Raw genomic sequence first — 18,206 nt, 5'->3', positions numbered from 1 at the left:
CCAAGATCAAAAGCCAGGGCAAAAGCCAGGGCAAAAGCGAGGCGCCCTGACTCCCGCAACTGTACTGCCCCAACTGTGGGAGCGAGCTTGCTCGCGAAGAGGGCCTGACAGCCACCCCATCTCTCCCGGTTGTACCGTGATCCCATTGTGGGAGCGAGCCTGCTCGCGATGGCGGTGGATCAGTTAGCATCGATGCTGCTGACGTGACGGCTATCGCGAGCAAGCTCGCTCCCACGGGGGATGGTGTGGGGGGGCGGAAGGTTGTCTTAGCTCAACCCGCCGCCGTCATCAGCCGGATCGGCTTGCCGGCCGCCCAGGCCAGGAGGTCTTCGATCATCTGTGCATAGAACTGTTGGTAGTTCTGTTGGCTGACGTAGCCGATATGGGGGGTGGCCAAAACGTTGTCCAGGGTGCGGAACGGGTGGTTGATGGGCAGCGGCTCCTGGGCGAAGACGTCCAGGGCGGCGCCGGCCAGGCGTTTGTGGCGCAGGGCGTCGATCAGCGCTGCTTCGTCGACGATCGGGCCGCGAGCGGTATTGACCAGTCGCGCGGTAGGTTTCATCCAGCCCAGCGCCTGGGCGTCCACCAACCCACGGCTGCGCTCGCTGAGCACCAGGTGGACCGAAAGGATGTCAGCCTGCTCGAACAGTGCCTGTTTGCTCACGTAGGTCACGCCGGATTGGGCTGCGCGCTCGGCCGTGAGGTTTTCGCTCCAGGCAATCACCCGCATGCCGAACACTTGGCCGAACTGCGCCACGCGGGTGCCGATGCTGCCCAGGCCAAGCACCGCCAGTGTCTTGCCGTGCAGGTCGCCCCCCAGGCCTTGCTGCCACGATCCGGCGCGCAGGGCATTGGCTTCCTGCACCAGATTGCGGCTCAAGGCCATGATCAGCGCCCAGGTCAGCTCCGGGGCCGCATGCTTGTAGCTCTCGGTGCCGCAAACCTGGATACCCAGTTCGGCGGCGGCCTTGAGGTCCAGGGCGGCGTTGCGCATGCCGCCGGTGAGCAGCAGTCTGAGATTGGGCAGGCGTCGCAGCAGGGCGGCGTCGAAGGCGGTGCGCTCACGCATCACGCAGATGACCTCGAAGCGCTGTAAACGCTTGGCAAGGGTGTCGTGGTCGGCGGGGTAGTCGTGCAGGAAGGTCACCTGGCCGACACTGTCGAGCGCCGACCAATCCACTACGTCTCGCGCCACGTCTTGCCAATCGTCGATGACCGCTATTTGCACCGCCATGGAGCACCTCGTCAGGGAATGGGTTTGTCCAGCCAGTCCAGCAGCGCCTTGTGGAAACGGTCCGGCTCTTCCATCTGTGGTGCGTGCCCCAGATTGGGGAACTCCACCAGGGTCGAGCGGGGAATCAGTCCCGCGACCTGCTTGCCCAGCACTTCATAACGGCCCAGCCTGGCTTTCAGGGCGGGTGGTGCAATGTCGCTGCCGATGGCCGTGGTGTCGGCATTGCCGATCAGCAGCAGGGTGGGCATGCTCAGATTCTTGAACTCGTAATAGACCGGCTGGGTGAAGATCATGTCGTAGATCAGCGCCGAGTTCCACGCCACTTGCGTATGGCCCGGACCCTTGTTCAAGCCGGCCAGCATGTCCACCCAACGCTCGAACTCAGGCTTCCAGCGACCCGCATAGTAGGTGTTGCGTTCGTAGTTGCGGATCCCATCGGCGTTGAGCTTCAGCTCACGCTCGTACCACTGGTCCACAGAGCGATAGGGCACGCCCAGGGCTTTCCAGTCTTCCAGGCCAATGGGGTTGACCATCGCCAGGCGCTCGACCTGGTCGGGATACTGCAATGCATAACGGGTGGCGAGCATGCCGCCGGTGGAGTGGCCGAGGATGATGGATTTCTGCACGCCGAGGGCCTTGAGCAGCGCCTGGGTGTTGCTCGCCAGCTGCTGAAAACTGTATTGGTAGTGCTCGGGTTTGCTCGATGTACAGAAACCGATCTGGTCCACGGCGATTACCCGGTACCCGGCTTCACTGAGGGCCTTGATCGAATCGCCCCAGGTCGCGGCGCAGAAGTTCTTGCCGTGCATCAGCACCACGGTGCGGCCGTTGACCTTGTCCTGGGCCGGTACATCCATATAGCCCATCTGCAACGACTGGCCCTGGGACTGGAGGGCGTAGTGCTTGAGCGTGTAGGGGTACTCAAAACCCTCGAGCTGCGCACCGTAGGCCGGGCCTTCAGGCGGATTGGCAGCGTGGGCGAGCAGGGACATGGCGGCAGTCAGGAACAGGCCCGGCAGCCAGCGGGCGGTGGAACGCGACATGGTCAATCTCCTTTTGGGCAACCGCCGATCCTGGGGCGACCCGATTATGGCGACATTAACCACAGGCAACCGCACGGCCCGAACGTTCCACCGATTGCCTCAGTGGGCCGGGTAATCGGCCACCACGGTCTGCGTCCCGTCCTTTTTCAGGCCGATGACTTGATAGGCGTCGCTCATGCCGTCCATTTCCATGCCGGGCGAGCCCATGGGCATGCCGGGCGCGGCCACGCCCAGCAAGTCATCGCGCTTGCTCAGAGCCAGCACTTGTTCGGCCGGGACGTGGCCTTCGACGAACTTGCCGTTGATCTCGGCGGTGTGACACGAGCGCAGGTTCGGCGCGACCCCCAGGCGTTGCTTGACCGAACTCATGTCGGCCTCGACATGGTCGTTCACCTTGAAGCCGTTCTGTTGCAAGTGCGAGATCCACTTCTTGCAGCAGCCGCAATTGGCATCGCGGTGCACGTCAATGGTGACAGGCTCGACGGCCTGGGCCAGGGTGGTGATGAACAGTGCGCTCAGGGCGAGCAGGTGCATGGGCTTTGCCATGGAGGCGGTCTCATGTCGAACGAATGGAAGCCAGGATACCAGACAAGGTCGCCAGGGAAGCTGACAGGAGGCTGAGGGGAGGATTACAGAGTTGTCAGATTGTTTTGCAAACCCAAACAGGAGCAAGCTGGATTTCCCTGTGGCGAGGGAGCTTGCTCCCGCTGGGCTGCGAAGCAGCCCTTTGGGTCTGTCTGACACTCCTGGGTTGGCAGTTTTTGGGGCCGCTTTGCGCCCCAGCGGGAGCAAGCTCCCTCGCCACAAGAGAGCGGCGGGGGGCACATATGTGGATCAGCGAACCTTGAACCGCCCCATGATCGCGTTCACCCGGCTGTTGGCTTCCAGCAGTTGCCGCGTATTGTTTTCGCTGGCCAGGCCACTTTCCACCAGCTCTTCCACCATGTGGCGGATCTGCACCATGCTGCGGTTGATTTCCTCGGTCACGGCGCTCTGTTGCTCGGCCGCGGTGGCGATCTGGGTGCTCAGGCTATTGATCTGACTGACGGAGCCGGCCATTTCATCCAGGCCCGAGTTGACGCGGGCGGTGGCGTCGGCCGCCGATTGGCAACTGGCCTGGGTATTTTCCATGGCCGCGACCGACGAGCTCACGCCTTGGGTCAGGCGAGTCAGCATTTCATTGATTTCCGAAGTACTGGCCTGGGTCCGGGCGGCGAGGGCGCGGACCTCGTCGGCCACCACCGCGAAGCCTCGGCCCTGCTCACCGGCCCGGGCGGCTTCGATGGCGGCGTTGAGGGCCAGCAGGTTGGTCTGTCCGGCGATGGCACCGATGACGCCGAGAATCTCAGTGATGCGCTGGGCGTCTTGCTGCATGCTCTCGACCTTGCGGGTAGCGCTGGACACTTCATCGATCAGCGCCACCACACTGTTGGAAGCCTCACCGACCACCACGCGGGAACGATCGGCATGCTCGTTGGCGCGCTGGGTGAACGCCGCCGTTTCAGCGGCATTCTGCGCCACGCTTTCAGCCGTGGAGCTCATTTCGGTGATCGCGGTCACGGTCTGATCGGTTTCCGAAGCGTGGCGCATCAGGATTTCACTGGCATGGGCCGAGGTCCGTTGCAGGCTGTCCAGGCTCGAGGCCATGGCACCGGTGGCTTGGGTCACTTCACCGATCATGCCTTGCAGGTAGGCGATGAAACCGTTGACCGAATGGCCAATGGCGCCCAGTTCATCCTCGGCGCGGATGGTAATGCGTCGGGTCAGGTCGGCATCGCCAGTGGACAGGGCGTCGATGTTGCCCTTCAGGATTTTCATGCGATTGGTCAACTGACGGATCGCGTACAGCTGGATCAGCACCAGCAGGATCACCATCGGGATCTGCAGCAGGCTCAAGGTGCTGAGCACATCGTCACGCTGGGCGGTGATCAGGCGCGTGGGTAACGCTGTCGCCAGGAACCACGGCGAACCTTCGATGGGGCGCATGAAGAACGTACTGGCTTCGCCATTGTTGTCGAATTCGACCCGTTGCAGCGGCTGGTCACGCTTGGCCAGGCCCGCCTTGACCTGGGCTGCGAACGGCGAGGTGCCCGCCAGATCACTGATGTTCTTCAGCACGATCGGCCCGCTGATGCGCGAGCTGTTGCTGATGATCTTGCCGTCGCCTTCGACGATCAGCATTTCGGCGCTCAGGTCAGCCTCTTTGCGGGCGATCAGGTCGTTGAAAAAGCCCAGAGTCACGTCGATGGTGGAAACGCCATAAGGCACGCCGTTCTTCTGGATGGCCATGGCGCAGTTGGTGCGCGGTTCGGCGCTGGCGTCATCTTTGTAGGCGGCGGCCCAGGCGCATTTGCCGGCCGGGGTGGCCATGCCGCCCTTGTGCCAGGGCTGATCGAAGTAATTCGGTGCCGCATCGCTGTTCCAGAAGGTGTTGACCACCAATTTGCCCGAAGCGTCGCGGTGCCAGAAAGTGCTGAACTTGCTGCGGCCTTCGGCTCGCTGGTTGGGCAGCGGCCAGATCCCGCCGCCGAACACCTTCAGTTCGCCATATTGGTCTACCAGGCCCGGCAGGACTTTATCGATGGCATCGCTGTCGAGCAGGGGAATGGTCTGGGTAATGCTGCGCTGCTGCGCCTGCACCTTGTTCAGTTCGCCCTGGATCTGTTCGGCGACTTCGCCGATGCGGTTGAGGGCCACTTGCTCCTCGGTATGGCGCAGTTTGGGCGCGACCAGGTAACTGATGCCCACGACCGTCAGGATCGAGAGCACCAGGATGAAGAGAATCAGGAACAGTGTGTAGCGAGCCTGAATGGTGCGAAATGCGGGCATATGGCAGGTCCTTGCACGAAGGCGACGTTCGAAGGCAGATAAAGTTGGCATGGGCGTACCAATTTGTATCGACCTTTCCCTGTAGAGCTTTAATGCCGTACATCGGCGGTGATAGCACCGGCTTCAGCAAATGGATCATCGCCAATGTGTGGGGGCAGGCTTTGCTCCCTCGCGCCAAAAAGCAGCTAGCGCTGTAACATGGGACTTCGCTCGCTGGCGGGGATTCAAAAAAGCGCCGCGTGCGGGTATTGAACTGAAACATTCAGGAAATTGGCAATGACTCATTCGCAACGTTTGAAATATTCGATTCTGATCGTGCTCGTCGTCCTGGCGATCATGCTGGGGCTGTCCTGGATGCAGGGCAGGGGCATGATCAGCGAGCAGCTGTTTCAGTACATCGCCATTGCCGTGGCGGTCGCCGTTGTCGTGATCAACGGCGTGATGCGGCGCAAGGTCAAGCCCTGAGCGCCTGTTTCATTCTGCGCACTGGAGCGCCGCCAGGGCGTTGGGATGCAGGCTGTAGCTTTTGTCCGGGTGGAGGCTGACGACCCCCTCGGCGTACAGGCGCTTCAACACCTCGCGCACGCTCAGGAAGGACAAGGGAATGTCCAGCTCCAGCAGCTCACTGTGGACGCCCCGCACGCCCAGGCGGCGGTTGTCGTCGCCGGCCTTGAGCAACGCATCGATGACCTTCAGGCGGATCAGGCTGGTCCGCAAGCCAAAGCTCTTGAGCAGACGCCGGATCTGCTCATTGCCGCCTCGTTCCAGCGGATTGCCGAACGCCGAGTGGGTAGCTGCCAGCGATACGCCGGTCAGTCGTGGCTTGCCGTCCGTGGGCAGTAGCGCGTTACGCATGCAAGAACTCCTTAACAGCCTGTTCAGAAAAGATCACGAATACTCTCCTGCAATAGGACGAACGAGGGCGGGCAATCATGAAGGCGCGGATGTGAAAAAAATGCCCAGGCTCCGTCAAACCCTTGTAGCCAAACGGTCCTCGGGCGATTAATTTTTTTTCATCCGGTTCGTTTTCATGGCAAGGCACATTCCGTGAGCATGCGGCATGTGAACTTCCTAAAAATTTGCACCAGGAGTGAACGTGACGATATCCGGGCAGTTATCGAGGATTGGCCTCGCAGGCGCACTGTTGGGGGCAGCGCTGGGGCTCAGCGCGACGGTCCACGCGCAAGGCAATGTGAACCAGGCCAGTGCCGAGATCCGTCGCACCCAGTTCGGCGTGCCGCATATCCGTGCCGAGAACGAGCGTGGGCTGGGTTATGGCATCGGCTACGCCTACGCTCAGGACAACCTCTGTCTGCTGGCCAACGAAGTGGTCACGGTCAACGCCCAGCGCTCGCGTTATTTCGGCCCGGAGCAGCGCACGGTGGAACAGCGCGAGAACCGCGCCAGCGACCTGTTTTTCAGCTGGCTCAACACGCCGCAGGCGGTCTCCGGATTCTGGCAGGCTCAGATGCCGCCAGTGCAACAGTTGGTCGAAGGCTACGTAGCGGGCTACAACCGCGCCCTGGCCGAGCGCCAGGCCAAGGGCCTGCCCGAGCAATGCACGGGCGAATGGGTGCGGCCGCTCACCGCGTTCGACCTGGTCAAGCTGACTCGCCGTCTGTTGGTGGAAGGCGGCGTTGGCCAGTTCGCCGAAGCCCTGGCCGGCGCCCAGCCGCCTCGGGCCACCGCACAGAACGCCGGCCCGGCGTCGACCTTTGCCGGCGCGGCGGACCGGCAACAGCGCTTCGCCCTGGAACGCGGCAGCAATGCCCTGGCCATCGGCAGCGAGCGTTCATTCAACGGCCGTGGGATGTTGCTGGCGAACCCGCATTTTCCATGGGTCGGCGGCATGCGTTTCTACCAGATGCACCTGACCATCCCAGGCCAGTTGGATGTCATGGGCGCGGCCCTGCCAGGCCTGCCGCTGATCAACATCGGTTTCAGCCAGCACCTGGCCTGGACCCACACCGTCGACACCTCCAAGCATTTCACGTTGTACCGCCTGCAACTCGACCCGAAAGACCCGACCCGCTATCTGCTCGATGGCAAGTCCGTGCCGATGAGCCGGCAGACGGTCTCGGTCGAGGTCAAGCAAGCCGATGGGCGGGTTGGTACGGTTTCCCGCGTGGTCTATGGCTCGCAGTTCGGACCGATCGTGCAGTGGCCGGGACGGCTGGACTGGGATAACCGGTTCGCCTATAGCCTGCGGGATGCGAACCTGGAAAACGACCGCGTCCTGGCCCAGTGGTACGCAATGAACCGGGCCGTCAGCCTCAAGGACTTCCAGGATGCGGTGCATCGGATCCAGGGCATTCCCTGGGTCAATACCCTGGCGGTGGACGACCAGGGGCAGAGCCTCTACATGAACCTGTCGGTGGTGCCGAACGTCGGGGTCGATAAACTGGCGCGTTGCAGCGATCCTCGGGCCGGCCTGCAATTGATCGTTCTGGATGGCTCGCGCAGTGAATGCACCTGGGACGTAGACCCCAAGGCCGCGCAAAAAGGCATCTATGCCGCTGACCAGCTCCCGCAATTGCTGCGCCGTGACTTTGTGCAGAACTCCAACGACTCGGCCTGGATGATCAACCCGGCGCAGCCCCTGTCCGGCTACTCACCTCTGATCAGCCAGCAAGGCCTGCCGCTGGGGCTGCGGGCACGGTTTGCCCTGGACCAGCTCGGCCGGTTGGCGAAGGACGGTCCGGTGGAGGTGAAGGATCTTCAACGTATGGTCATGGACGATCGGGTCTACCTGGCCGACCAGGTGATGCCGGACCTTTTGGAGGCCTGTGCCGCTGAATCGGGGCCGGACGCCGAGGCAGTGGCACAGGCCTGCGTGGCGCTCAAGGCCTGGGATCGCACCGCCAGCCTGAGCAGTGGACCGGGCTTGGTGCACTTCCAGCAGATCATGGCGCGGTTGCAAGCGATGCCCGATTCGTGGCGCGTCGTGTTCGATCCGAAAGACCCGCAACACACGCCTAGGGGCTTGGCAATCGAGCGAGCGCCAGTGCTCAAGGCCGTGCGCGAAGCCATGGCGGCCTCGGTAGAAGAGGCCAGGGCCACCGGTGTGTCGAAGGACCTCCAGTGGCAGGACATTCAGGTTGCCAGTAGCGGAGGCCGGCAGACGCCGATTCACGGTGGGCCCGGAGAGCTGGGCATCTACAACGCGATCCAGAGTGTGCCGGGGGCAAATGGCAAGCGCGAGGTGGTCAGTGGCACCAGTTATCTGCAAGTGGTGACGTTCGACGGCCATGGCCCCAAAGCCGAGGGTTTGCTGGCGTTCTCCATTTCCAGCGATCCGGCGTCGCCGTACTCGGCAGACCAGACCCAGGCGTTTTCCCGGAAGCAGTGGAGCGTGTTGCCCTTCACCGAACAGCAGATCAAGGCCGATCCGCACTATCAGGCGCTGATTATCCGTGAGGGAGATGAGACGGCCAGAGTGGCTACGCAATAGCGCCGCTGTCCTGCGCGAAAAAAGCCGCGTCCCGAAAGGGTCGCGGCTTTTTTCAGTTATGGGTGGGGCGTGGCCCGATGGGATTGAGCACCGGGTTTCCGTCCTGGTTCCGGGTCAGGTAGACCGGCAGGACTTTGGGCAGCGAAGGCACCAGATTCTTCACTTCATCGAGGTCGTAGACGCCACCGATACGCAGGGCGCCGGTGCTGTTATCGGCCAGCATGACCGGGCGATCCAGGTAGCGGTTGATCAGCGGCAGCGCCTCGCTGAGGGCCAGGTTGTCCAGCACCAGCTTACCGTTGCGCCAGGCCAGTGAGTTGTCATTGCCATCGATTTCACGCACCTGCGGCAGGTAGTCGCCGGCCTTGTAGCTCGCCTGCATGCCAGGGGAAAGCTGTGAGCTACCGCCGTTGGGCGCCGGGTTGCTGGTCACCTGCACGGAGCCTTCCACCAGCGTGACCCGCACTTGATCCTGGTACATCCAGACATTGAAGCGGGTGCCGGTCACGCGCACCTGGCCCTGGTCCGCCCGAACGATGAACGGGTGCTGGCGGTCATGGCTGACGTCGAAGAACGCCTCGCCTTTTTCCAGTGTGACGCGACGCTCGTTCTTATAGTTGGCAAACACCAGCTCGCTGTTCAGGTTCAGCTCCACCTGGCTGCCGTCACTCAGGGTGACATGGCGCACGGTTGCGCCGGCTTCATAGCGTTGGTAGCTGTCAGGCAGCCAGCCCAGGTTCCAGCCGGAGAATGCCGCCAGGGGCAAGCCCAGCGCAAGCATGGCAGCAGCGACCGCCAAGCGGTTCCAGCGCGAGCGTGGACGGTATGTTTGAGCCGCCCGAGCCGTCGGCTCGACCCGGGGCAATTGATCGGCGACCTCCCAGATCTCCAGCATGGCCTCATATTCGAACGCGTGCAGCGGGTCCGCATCGTGCCACTGCTTGAATGCCTGCCGCTCGGCATCGGTGCAATCGGCCGCATGCAGGCGCATGCACCAATGGGCGGCCGCATCGGTGATGGCGTCGTATTCGGCTTCCGAGAGGGTACGTTCGGTCATGGACTCTTCCTGGTTTGCCGCATTCTAACCTTCGGCGTCCGCCGCCGAGAACTGCCGTCATGGCGTTTAACTATCAAATTTCCCGGTTTTTCCGTCGCAAAGGCCCAAGCATCGGCTCAAGCACCGGCATCTGGCGGGTGTAGCCTCTCATAAACATCGTGAAAAAAGATCAAGGCTCGTGCGCTTCAAGCCAAATGCCCGGCTCGCAGGGCTAGCGCATCGGCAACGAAGAGGGCGCGTCGAGTTGGCGGCCCAGTTCACAGATCAGCCGTGTCAGCGAATCGGCGTTGCGCAGTATGAGATCAATGCGTTTATCCGGCAGATGCGGATACAAGAACACATCACGAGCCTCGTCCATGGACTCGGCACCGGTAACCTTGAGGATTTCCCTGGCCACGTCCTGAAGTTCAGGCACCCGTTCCAGGCTCCTGAGTGCACCAGCTGTGCCATCCCAGGCCATGAACAGCTTGTGTCTCGGGGTACTCAACGAAAGCGCGCTGGACTGCTGTTTTTTCTGCGAGTTGTATTTTTCCTTGCCCAGTGGCGTCGCTCTGGAGATCAGGTCGAGGAAAGGCAGTGCCGCATCCAGGTAAGCGATATCGTAGGTATTGAAGAGCTGATGGGAAATTTCGTGGATCAGCGTCGCCGCTTGGGCGTGGGCGTCGATATTGAAGAATGGCGGCACCAGTTCCTTGTATTCATCCAGCCCTACGTGGAAGAAAAACTGGGTCAGATAAATTCTGCCGACGGCATTGGGTTCGAGCACGAAGGCGGTCGCCGCATCGTTGGCGTCCTTGAGATTGCCAATGACGATGCGTTTGCCGTTCTGCAATTCCCAGGACGGGTCCGCCAGGGCCTGGCAGATCGGTGCAACGGCCGTGTGGATTTTTTTGACCAGGCTGGCATCGACCTCATGGACACCGAAAAACGCCTTCAGGAATACCTCCAGCCTTGACCCTGGCGGCACTTGACGCTTGATTTGATCAAGGTTGTGCAGGGCATTGCCGCAATAATGCCGCGCCGTTTCCAAGGCCTGCACAATCGCGGTCGCGTAGTGGGGATACTTGCGGCGTATCTGCGCCATGCCCCGGGCCTCGATGTTCATGGAGCCGGCAGCGGTGTGGTCGCTGTAGGCGTTGGACAGCGTCGACATCACTTTGCCGTAGCGAATCGTCTGGCGTCGTGGGTCGATGGTCCAATGCTGACCGTCAGGCGAGCTGTGAAGGATCGGCCCCTCGGCATTCGCATGGATCACGCGCCAGGCCTGTTCCACCTTCGCCACCTGGAACACCTTACCGGCGACGGGCACGTAGAGCTTGCCGGTCGCCATGTCTTTGTAGGTGCCGTGTGTGGCGTGTTTGTGTAGCGTGTCGAGGCTGACTCCGTTGGCTTCGAAGGGGTGCAGGTTGGTGCGCGTCGCAACGGTGGACGCAATGTCCTTCCACGAGGGTGCTGACGGGCCAGGAGTGCCGGGCGCGCCTGGACCGATCGGGGCGAGCAGGCCGAAGGTATCATCCGGGTTAAGGGCGCCCAGGGAGACCATCTCCGCCGCCCCGGCGATGAAATCGTGCAGGCCGGCTTTCCAATCGTGCTGTTGCAGTGACTCGGCAGAGGCCTTGAAGTCCTGGTAGCTTTCCCAAAGCGTCTCGATGAACGTCAGCTTGCCCTGCAACTGTTTGCCCGCCAGCTTGACCCCGGCCTTGAACAAGTGTTTGACGGTGTCCCAATCGAAATGACGCCTTGTGTCGCTTTGCGTCGTCAGCATGTCGGCCAGCAACCTGACGTTGTCGTTGAACAGCGTGTCGAGCAGGTTCGTCGTGATGGGGTTCGAGGCCAGGGCGATCTCCGACGAGGCCCCCACCGTCGAGGCGAACAGATTCGCGAAGGTGGCCTGCTGGCTTTCTGGAAGCCGGCGGATCAACAGGTCCTGGAGCGCACCCGGCACATTGAATGCCGCCAACACGCTGGCTTCATCCTTGAATTCGGAAAACTGATGGCCCGTATGGTAGGGCGAATACAGCACCTGAGGCGCCGTTGCATCGCTGCTGGAGCCGATCAGGTACAACCCAAGTGTCTTGATTGCGCGAGTGCCTTCGGTCTTGATCAGCTCCAAAGGTCGAATCAATGCGCTGGCGCCCGCCACGGCCTGGCGCGCAATGGCATCCGGCATGTCCAACACCTGGCGAATCAGGTCGAAGGCCGTCGGTGAAAGATGCTGCTGCAAATGCAGCGCGTGGGCGTATTGCAACAGTTGCCAGGGCAACTGTCGGCCAAAGCGCTGTTTGCTCTGCCGGGCTTCGACGCCGGAGCCGGAAAGCGTGTCCACGACGGTTCGTTGATACACCGTGGGAATGTCCAGGGACAGCAGCAACTGCCTGATCGCCGCCTCGTTCAGGCCGTCCGGCAACTTTTGCCGGGTGGTCGATGACACCTTGAAGCCGGTCATCTGGATGACGTCGTTATGGTTCAGCGCGAAATCGGTCAACAGGCTGGCCGGCCCCGCCACGGCAAGGTTCGGGGTGATCAGGAGCGTGGCAGGGTCGAGGTTGCTGGCGGCGAAGCGTGTGTTCAGCAGCCGCTTCAACGTCCGATTGACGTAGCTGTGCAGCGGTTCGATACCGTCGAGGTAATCCTTGCCGTCGCTCGCGCTGTTCTTGTATTGCTCAAGCAGGTCGATGTGCAGGCGCTGGTCTTCAACCGAGGCGGTGCCGAGCCAGGCGGGCAGTTTCTGTTGCCAGCGGATGGCCTCGGCGATACGTACCGCCCGGGGCAGGTTGGTCGGGGCGCCTGCGTTGAGCCGGGCTTGCAGGCTATTTCGCAACGCCGTGCCGGTCAGCCGCCAGTCACCGGCTTTCAAGGCGTTCAAGTAACTGTGCTCGGCCTCGAAGTGTTCGATGAATGACTGCATCCGGTTGAGCGGCGCATTGTCTTCAATCAGTTCAAAGGTTTCGAACTGGTAGCGGCCGTGAGGCTTGCGCTGGGAAGGGGTGAGGTTGGCGAGCAGGGCGAAGCGCCGTTGTGGATCAAGCAATTGCCGATTCAGGTGCTTCGTTGCAAATTCCACGCAGCTGAACGCTTGTAATCCGTCGGCGGGCGTCCAGAGGATGCCCATGCCTGAAAGCGGGGTATCAAGCCCCCCGCGCTCGGTCAGGAAAAAACAGCTGGCCAGGGGCATGGAAGCCATTTCGCCCTCTGCATGGTACGCCACTCTCAGCGAGTAGACATCGGGCCGGAAACCTTTGACCCCGATCCGTTGCTTGCGGTCCGGGTATTGGGAATCGGCGGCGAAAACGCTGCTGATGAGATCGTGCGCAGCCGCGGGCAATGTCTCGTTGAGCTCGCGCAGTTCGGCCTCTGCGCGTAAGCCCAGGGAAAACACGTGGGCCAGGTTGGGTAGCAATCCGCGCAGTTGGGTGCGCAGCGAAGCCGAGTGGGTGGCTGGCAGGCGTGTCAGTTGGCTATTGAGGGCGTCCTCGACCGTGGCATAGCTCTTGATCTTTCGTTCCAGGGTGTCGGCCAAGTAGTTGGAGGGGCGCAAGTCGCCGTAAAAAGCCGGCTGCGTACCCCAGTGTCCGTCGGTTTCCATGCGCATCAGGCTGGGGCCGATCAACGAGCGTATGTCGAGTGCCTTGTCGATAAGCGCGTGAATGTCCATCTCATTCTGACGGGACATCTGCAATGCGTAGCTGAGGTTGTTCAGTTGCTTGCCGATGATGGCGCCGGCCAGCGACTCGGAAACCGGCAGATCCACGGCCTTGCCTGACACTTGCGGTGTGTCGAAGCGCAGGAAACGGTTACGTTCATCCAGGCTCAGCAGGCTGTACAGCGCTTCTTTGCCAGCGGCGGGGGTTGGTTTGTTCAGGAGCACATCCTTGAACCCCAGGTAATTGTCGACTTTCTGCACGCCGCGGTTGGGCGTGTAGAGGTAGTGACCCTTGCCGCTGATCATCAAGGCGCCGGCGAGTTCAACGTAAAGCGGTTCGTACTCCCAAAGGCGCACGGATTCGATGAACAACAGTGGCTCTTCCCGTCGGGACGGCCTGAACAATCGCAGCAGTTCCTGATTCTGTTCGTCGGTCAGTTGCTTGCTGTCCCTTTGGTGCAGGATGCTCGCCTGTAATGCGCTTTCGATCACCTGCGACAGCAACAGTCGACGTGAGGCGTGGAAAGGTCCGCTGGCGTCCCAGTAGCGGTCGATGCAGCGTATGAGGCTGGGGATCAGGTTCCTGGCGGTACCCTTCAAGACGCTTTCCCACTGCCGGGTGTTCTCGGATGAAGCGGTGATCTGGGGATGGATGAAATCCACGTCATGCCCGACAGGCCGCCCCTGATGGTGGAAATAGACAAGCACCGCTTCGGCCAGCGACAGGTGGCGGGTCACCTGGCCCGATTGCGGATCCGCCGGGTTGGCTCCGGTGCTCAAGGCTACGCGGGTCTGCTGATGATCGAAATTCACCACGGCCTCGCTCAACATCTCTTCGAGCATGACGCGCAGCGAAGGCAACTTGAGCAGTTCATCCACCATGACCAGGGCATTGAGGTTCTGCGCGTGCTCAATGGAGTCGATCGCGCACCTGAAGACATCGTTGGTGATGGTCCGGCGGCTTTTTTCGAGCGAGCTGGCGGCGTTCAGTTCGGCACGCTGGGAAATCGCCAGGAACCGGAACAGGTCGGCACGCGCTGTCGAGTCGTCCAACAGCTCGTCCAGTCGATTGTCCAGCGCTTGCAGGTTGGCGAACTTTTTCAGGCCACCATACGGCGTATAGAGGAAGGCGGGCCGCAGGTCCGCCTCGTCAGTGTCTGCCTGGCCGGTGTAGGGCAAGGCGCTCAGGGTAAAACAGCCGGCCAGTGGGATCGGCGGGTTGTCGCCGGCTTGCAGTGTGATCGTTTCGACCCACATCGGTCGCGTCTGTGCACGGCGCTGGGCGTGGCTGGGCAGGGCGACATGGTGCAGCCAATCGAGATCGGCCTGCGTCAGGTCGTGGGCGCGGGTCAAGGGGTCCAAATGCTGGGTGCCCAGCACTTGGGGAAATAACAGGGGCGTGCTCTCAATGGTCATCATGGCTTCTCTATCAGGGCGCCGCGAGACGGCGAGCCCGTGGATGAAGCCGCCACACTAGTGACCCGGCAGCGGGCAAGGGCGGTACATAGTTACCGCGCCGGACAAGGATTGACACGGTGCAGGCGAAGCAGTGTTAATCGGCGCACTGGTTGTCCCAACGCTGTCGCTACCTCCAACAATCATTCTGGAGCTTCAGATGTCTGCGCTATCCGATCACGCTGATTCTTGCACCCTGTCCCTTGATGAACTGGTGGGCCTGCTGGAGCGGATTTTCCTGCGCCATGGCACGTCCGCCGAGGTCGCCCGGACCCTGGCGCAGAACTGCGCCTGCGCCCAACGCGACGGCGCCCACAGCCACGGGGTGTTTCGCATCCCCGGCTATGTCTCGACGCTCAAGAGCGGCTGGGTCGATGGGCAGGCGGTGCCGGTGGTCGAAGACGTCGCCTCCGGTTTCGTGCGGGTGGACGCCGCTAACGGTTTCGCCCAGCCGGCGCTGGCGGCGGCCCGTGCGTTGCTGGTCGAAAAGGCGCGCAGCGCCGGAATAGCCGTGCTGGCTATCCGTAACTCTCATCACTTTGCCGCGCTCTGGCCGGATGTCGAGCCGTTTGCCTACGAGGGTCTGGTGGCCTTGAGCGTGGTCAATAGCATGACGTGCGTGGTGCCGCACGGCGCGGACCGTCCGTTGTTCGGTACCAATCCGATTGCCTTCGCTGCGCCTCGGGCCGACGGTGAGCCGATTGTCTTCGACCTTGCCACCAGCGCTATCGCCCATGGCGACGTGCAGATTGCCGCGCGCAAGGGCGAATTGTTGCCTCCCGGCATGGGCGTGGACAGCCTAGGCCAGCCGACCCGCGACCCGAAGGCGATTCTCGAAGGCGGGGCACTGTTGCCGTTTGGCGGGCACAAAGGCTCGGCGTTGTCGATGATGGTCGAGTTGCTGGCAGCCGCGCTGACGGGGGGCAACTTCTCGTTCGAGTTCGACTGGCATAATCACCCTGGGGCCAAGACCCCCTGGACCGGCCAGTTGCTGATCGTGATCGACCCGAGCAAGGCTGCCGGGCAGAGCTTCGCCGAACGCAGCCAGGAACTGGTCCGGCAGATGCACGGCGTGGGCCTGCGACGCTTGCCGGGGGACCGTCGGCACCGAGAACGCGGCAAATCCAATGAGCAAGGCATTGCTTTGGATGAACAGACGCTGGCGCAACTGCGTGAACTGGCGGGGATCTGAAAGCCGCGTCGTGCCAGTACGCCTGCTCGCGATGACGGGGTACACATCCTGTGATGTCGGCTCGGCCCTCAGGATCCCAAGGCAAACGCATCGGAATTAATTGGCTCGACCTTCCTCAAAGGACAATAGTCGCCACAGCCTACCTGTCGCTCTGCCCGGAGTCATTCATGAAAACCAAAGCGGTACTCACGGAACAAGACGTCGCACAATTGCTGGTGGCAGCCAAGGAACTGGCCCATCAACGCCAGTGGGCGGTATCGGTTTGCGTGGTCGACGATGGCGGCCATCCGCTTGGGCTGTTGCGCCTGGACGATGCCACGCCACTGTCGGCCTACATCGCCACTGAAAAAGCCCGTACTGCCGCCATGGGACGGCGCGACAGCAAGTTCTTCGAAGACATGATCAATGACGGCCGCCACGCCTTTCTCAGCGCACCGCACCTGCATGGCATGCTTGAAGGCGGGGTTGCCATCCGCCATGACGGGCAGTGCATCGGCGCGATCGGCGTTTCGGGCGTCAAGTCGGAGCAGGATGCCGAACTGGCTCGGCTGGCGGTGGAAACGGTGCTGCCGATCCTTACACCGGATGCTTGATAAACCGCTATCGCGAGCAGGCTCGCTCCCACAGTGGAACTGCGGCGGGCCGACTGTTTGTGAACGGCAAAATAAGCTGTGGCAGCGAGCTTGCTCGCGATGGCGCCGGGCCGGGCGACCACTCCCTTGGCAGATTTGCACAAATCTTCCAGACACCACCGGCCACAGCCGTTAATCTGCCCAGGCCAATCCACCGAACAGGGCCGCCCATGACCTCGCGCAACTGGATCGATCTCAAGCAGGACGCCACGTCCGGCATCGAGACCGTGCGCGCGCATTTCGAAGGGCATGCCTACGATCCCCACTGGCACGACACTTATCTGGTGGGCGTGACCGAGCAGGGGGTGCAGCAATTTCATTGTCGTCGCCAGCAGCACAACAGCACGCCGGGCAAGGTATTCCTGCTTGAACCCGGTGAGCTGCATGACGGCAATGCACCCCACGAAAAGGGCTTTACCTATCGCACGTTGTACCTGGAGCCGCATTGGCTCGAACGTGAGCTGCGGTCCTTGTTCGACGTGGCGCCGGACAACGCCCAATTGGGCTTCGCCGCGACCCTGACCGATGATGCGCGGCTGGCCGGTGCCACCGCCGCTGCATTCCAGAGCTTGCATCAGCAGGAGATCCGCATCGTGCGCCAGACGGCCCTCGACAACTTGCTCGCCAACCTCACGCAACACCTGCACTGGCGTGCACGGATCAACCCGGACCCCAGGTTGCCATTGGTCGCGCAGCAGGCCCGGGATTACCTGCACAGCCATCTGAGCGAAGACGTCGGCCTGGACGATCTGGCGCGGGCTACCGGGGTCGATCGCTTTCGCCTGACCCGGGCGTTCAAGGCCGCGTTCGGCCTGGCGCCCCACGCATACCTGATCCAGTTGCGACTGGCCCGGGCGCGACGCCTGCTTGCCAGCGGTGAAAGCGCTGTAGCAGTGGCCGCCTTGCTCGGCTTTGCCGACCAGAGTCACCTCGGCCGCTGGTTCCAGCGTGCTTATCGTCTGAGCCCGGCGGACTACCGCAAACGCTGCTCAATTGTTCCAGACTGAGCACCGCTGCACGGGGGAGGATCGGCCAACGATCCTTTACCGAGAAGTCGCTCCATGGACCAGTTACTGCCGTTTGCCTTGTTCGCCTTTGTCGCCTCCATCACGCCCGGCCCGACCAACATCCTGGTGCTGAGCCACAGCTCGCGCTTCGGCCTGCCGACCACCGTACCGATCATCCTCGGCGCCTGCGCGGCAGCGGCCTTGCTGGTGTTGTTGGTGGGCACCGGGCTCGGCGACCTGCTGGCCCGTCACACCGCCCTCCAAACGGCACTGTCCTGGGCCGGTATCGCCTGGCTGAGCTGGATGGCCTGGCAGATTTTCAGCGCCCCGGCCCAGGCCATCGACCCCGACCAGCCTGTAGAAGGCCCGACCCTTGGCCTGGTCGGGGCTGCCGGTTTGCAACTGGTGAACCCCAAGACCTGGATGATGGCCCTGGCGGTGGTCAGTGTCTTCGCCGGAGCCGAGGCCGACCGCACCGTGCGGGTGCTGTGGCTGTCGCTGGCATTCTTTGCGATCTCCATCCCGTGCATGACCGTCTGGGCTTATCTGGGCCGTGGCGCGGCCCGATTCTGCCGCTCCGCCGTGGCGATGGGACGCTTCAATCGGGTCATGGCGGTGATGTTGCTGGTGTCGGCGTGGCTGACGCTGGTGGTGTGACTGTAA

The 18,206-nt window shown here is 62.2% G+C and carries 13 protein-coding genes; 6 read left to right on the top strand and 7 right to left on the bottom strand.

Features of this window, described 5'->3' with window-relative positions; genetic code table 11:
* Positions 1-271: 271 nt before the first annotated feature.
* The 4 genes from ACLEJQ_RS03240 to ACLEJQ_RS03225 all read right to left on the bottom strand — a co-directional run bounded on the left by ACLEJQ_RS03240 (position 272) and on the right by ACLEJQ_RS03225 (position 5,106).
* On the bottom strand, positions 272-1,234 hold the full coding sequence (locus tag ACLEJQ_RS03240) for a D-2-hydroxyacid dehydrogenase family protein (RefSeq protein ID WP_440792113.1): 963 nt from the start codon (positions 1,232-1,234) through the stop codon (positions 272-274).
* A gap of 11 nt (positions 1,235-1,245) precedes the next feature.
* The gene (locus tag ACLEJQ_RS03235) at positions 1,246-2,277 is read right to left on the bottom strand and encodes an alpha/beta fold hydrolase (protein ID WP_440792111.1); all 1,032 of its coding nucleotides are present in this window, start codon (positions 2,275-2,277) and stop codon (positions 1,246-1,248) included.
* 99 nt (positions 2,278-2,376) lie between these two features.
* Entirely contained in the window at positions 2,377-2,823 is a 447-nt protein-coding gene (locus ACLEJQ_RS03230) for a DUF411 domain-containing protein (protein ID WP_440792109.1), read from the bottom strand.
* A 288-nt stretch (positions 2,824-3,111) separates the two neighbouring features.
* Positions 3,112-5,106: a methyl-accepting chemotaxis protein gene (locus tag ACLEJQ_RS03225; protein ID WP_440792107.1), complete on the bottom strand. Its 1,995-nt coding sequence runs from the start codon at positions 5,104-5,106 to the stop codon at positions 3,112-3,114.
* Between the two features lie 276 nt (positions 5,107-5,382).
* On the opposite strand from ACLEJQ_RS03225, the gene ACLEJQ_RS03220 reads away from it, so the two are divergent.
* Positions 5,383-5,571, top strand: coding sequence for a hypothetical protein (locus tag ACLEJQ_RS03220; RefSeq protein WP_245145494.1), 189 nt, complete (start codon positions 5,383-5,385; stop codon positions 5,569-5,571).
* Positions 5,572-5,580: 9 nt separating this feature from the next.
* Here ACLEJQ_RS03220 and ACLEJQ_RS03215 read toward each other — a convergent pair whose 3' ends face one another.
* The gene (locus ACLEJQ_RS03215; RefSeq protein WP_440792104.1) at positions 5,581-5,961 is read right to left on the bottom strand and encodes a fe2+ zn2+ uptake regulation protein; all 381 of its coding nucleotides are present in this window, start codon (positions 5,959-5,961) and stop codon (positions 5,581-5,583) included.
* A gap of 241 nt (positions 5,962-6,202) precedes the next feature.
* Here ACLEJQ_RS03215 and pvdQ point away from each other — a divergent pair, with 241 nt between their 5' ends.
* Positions 6,203-8,557, top strand: a complete 2,355-nt coding sequence (gene pvdQ, locus ACLEJQ_RS03210) for a bifunctional acylase PvdQ (RefSeq protein WP_440792102.1) — start codon at positions 6,203-6,205, stop codon at positions 8,555-8,557.
* 52 nt (positions 8,558-8,609) lie between these two features.
* Here the strand turns inward: pvdQ and ACLEJQ_RS03205 are convergent, their stop codons facing one another.
* Both ACLEJQ_RS03205 and ACLEJQ_RS03200 read right to left on the bottom strand, forming a co-directional pair.
* A complete protein-coding gene (locus ACLEJQ_RS03205; RefSeq protein ID WP_440792101.1) occupies positions 8,610-9,614 on the bottom strand; it encodes a FecR family protein in 1,005 nt (334 codons plus the stop codon).
* Positions 9,615-9,825: 211 nt separating this feature from the next.
* A complete protein-coding gene (locus ACLEJQ_RS03200) occupies positions 9,826-14,676 on the bottom strand; it encodes a dermonecrotic toxin domain-containing protein (RefSeq protein WP_440792099.1) in 4,851 nt (1,616 codons plus the stop codon).
* A gap of 196 nt (positions 14,677-14,872) precedes the next feature.
* Here ACLEJQ_RS03200 and ACLEJQ_RS03195 point away from each other — a divergent pair, with 196 nt between their 5' ends.
* The 4 genes from ACLEJQ_RS03195 (at position 14,873) to ACLEJQ_RS03180 (ending at position 18,200) form a co-directional block, all read left to right on the top strand.
* Positions 14,873-15,904: an Ldh family oxidoreductase gene (locus ACLEJQ_RS03195; RefSeq protein ID WP_440792097.1), complete on the top strand. Its 1,032-nt coding sequence runs from the start codon at positions 14,873-14,875 to the stop codon at positions 15,902-15,904.
* A gap of 167 nt (positions 15,905-16,071) precedes the next feature.
* On the top strand, positions 16,072-16,497 hold the full coding sequence (locus ACLEJQ_RS03190) for a GlcG/HbpS family heme-binding protein (protein WP_440792095.1): 426 nt from the start codon (positions 16,072-16,074) through the stop codon (positions 16,495-16,497).
* Between the two features lie 209 nt (positions 16,498-16,706).
* Positions 16,707-17,543: an AraC family ligand binding domain-containing protein gene (locus ACLEJQ_RS03185; RefSeq protein ID WP_440792093.1), complete on the top strand. Its 837-nt coding sequence runs from the start codon at positions 16,707-16,709 to the stop codon at positions 17,541-17,543.
* Between the two features lie 54 nt (positions 17,544-17,597).
* Complete coding sequence (locus tag ACLEJQ_RS03180; protein WP_440792091.1) at positions 17,598-18,200, top strand: LysE family translocator; 603 nt, start codon at positions 17,598-17,600, stop codon at positions 18,198-18,200.
* The last annotated feature ends 6 nt before the right edge of the window (positions 18,201-18,206 follow it).

Source organism: Pseudomonas sp. SMV71 (assembly GCF_052042015.1).
Classification (GTDB): Bacteria; Pseudomonadota; Gammaproteobacteria; order Pseudomonadales; family Pseudomonadaceae; genus Aquipseudomonas.
Note: the sequence above shows the minus strand (reverse complement) of the source record. Positions and strands in the feature narration are given on the sequence as shown.

Excerpts from the sequence above, each read along its gene's own strand:
- ACLEJQ_RS03240 (WP_440792113.1), bottom strand. The coding sequence starts at position 1,234 with ATGGCGGTGCAAATAGCGGTCATCGACGATTGGCAAGACGTGGCGCGA.
- ACLEJQ_RS03235 (WP_440792111.1), bottom strand. The coding sequence starts at position 2,277 with ATGTCGCGTTCCACCGCCCGCTGGCTGCCGGGCCTGTTCCTGACTGCC.
- ACLEJQ_RS03230 (WP_440792109.1), bottom strand. The coding sequence starts at position 2,823 with ATGGCAAAGCCCATGCACCTGCTCGCCCTGAGCGCACTGTTCATCACC.
- ACLEJQ_RS03225 (WP_440792107.1), bottom strand. The coding sequence starts at position 5,106 with ATGCCCGCATTTCGCACCATTCAGGCTCGCTACACACTGTTCCTGATT.
- ACLEJQ_RS03220 (WP_245145494.1), top strand. The coding sequence starts at position 5,383 with ATGACTCATTCGCAACGTTTGAAATATTCGATTCTGATCGTGCTCGTC.
- ACLEJQ_RS03215 (WP_440792104.1), bottom strand. The coding sequence starts at position 5,961 with ATGCGTAACGCGCTACTGCCCACGGACGGCAAGCCACGACTGACCGGC.
- ACLEJQ_RS03205 (WP_440792101.1), bottom strand. The coding sequence starts at position 9,614 with ATGACCGAACGTACCCTCTCGGAAGCCGAATACGACGCCATCACCGAT.
- ACLEJQ_RS03200 (WP_440792099.1), bottom strand. The coding sequence starts at position 14,676 with ATGATGACCATTGAGAGCACGCCCCTGTTATTTCCCCAAGTGCTGGGC.
- ACLEJQ_RS03195 (WP_440792097.1), top strand. The coding sequence starts at position 14,873 with ATGTCTGCGCTATCCGATCACGCTGATTCTTGCACCCTGTCCCTTGAT.
- ACLEJQ_RS03190 (WP_440792095.1), top strand. The coding sequence starts at position 16,072 with ATGAAAACCAAAGCGGTACTCACGGAACAAGACGTCGCACAATTGCTG.
- ACLEJQ_RS03185 (WP_440792093.1), top strand. The coding sequence starts at position 16,707 with ATGACCTCGCGCAACTGGATCGATCTCAAGCAGGACGCCACGTCCGGC.
- ACLEJQ_RS03180 (WP_440792091.1), top strand. The coding sequence starts at position 17,598 with ATGGACCAGTTACTGCCGTTTGCCTTGTTCGCCTTTGTCGCCTCCATC.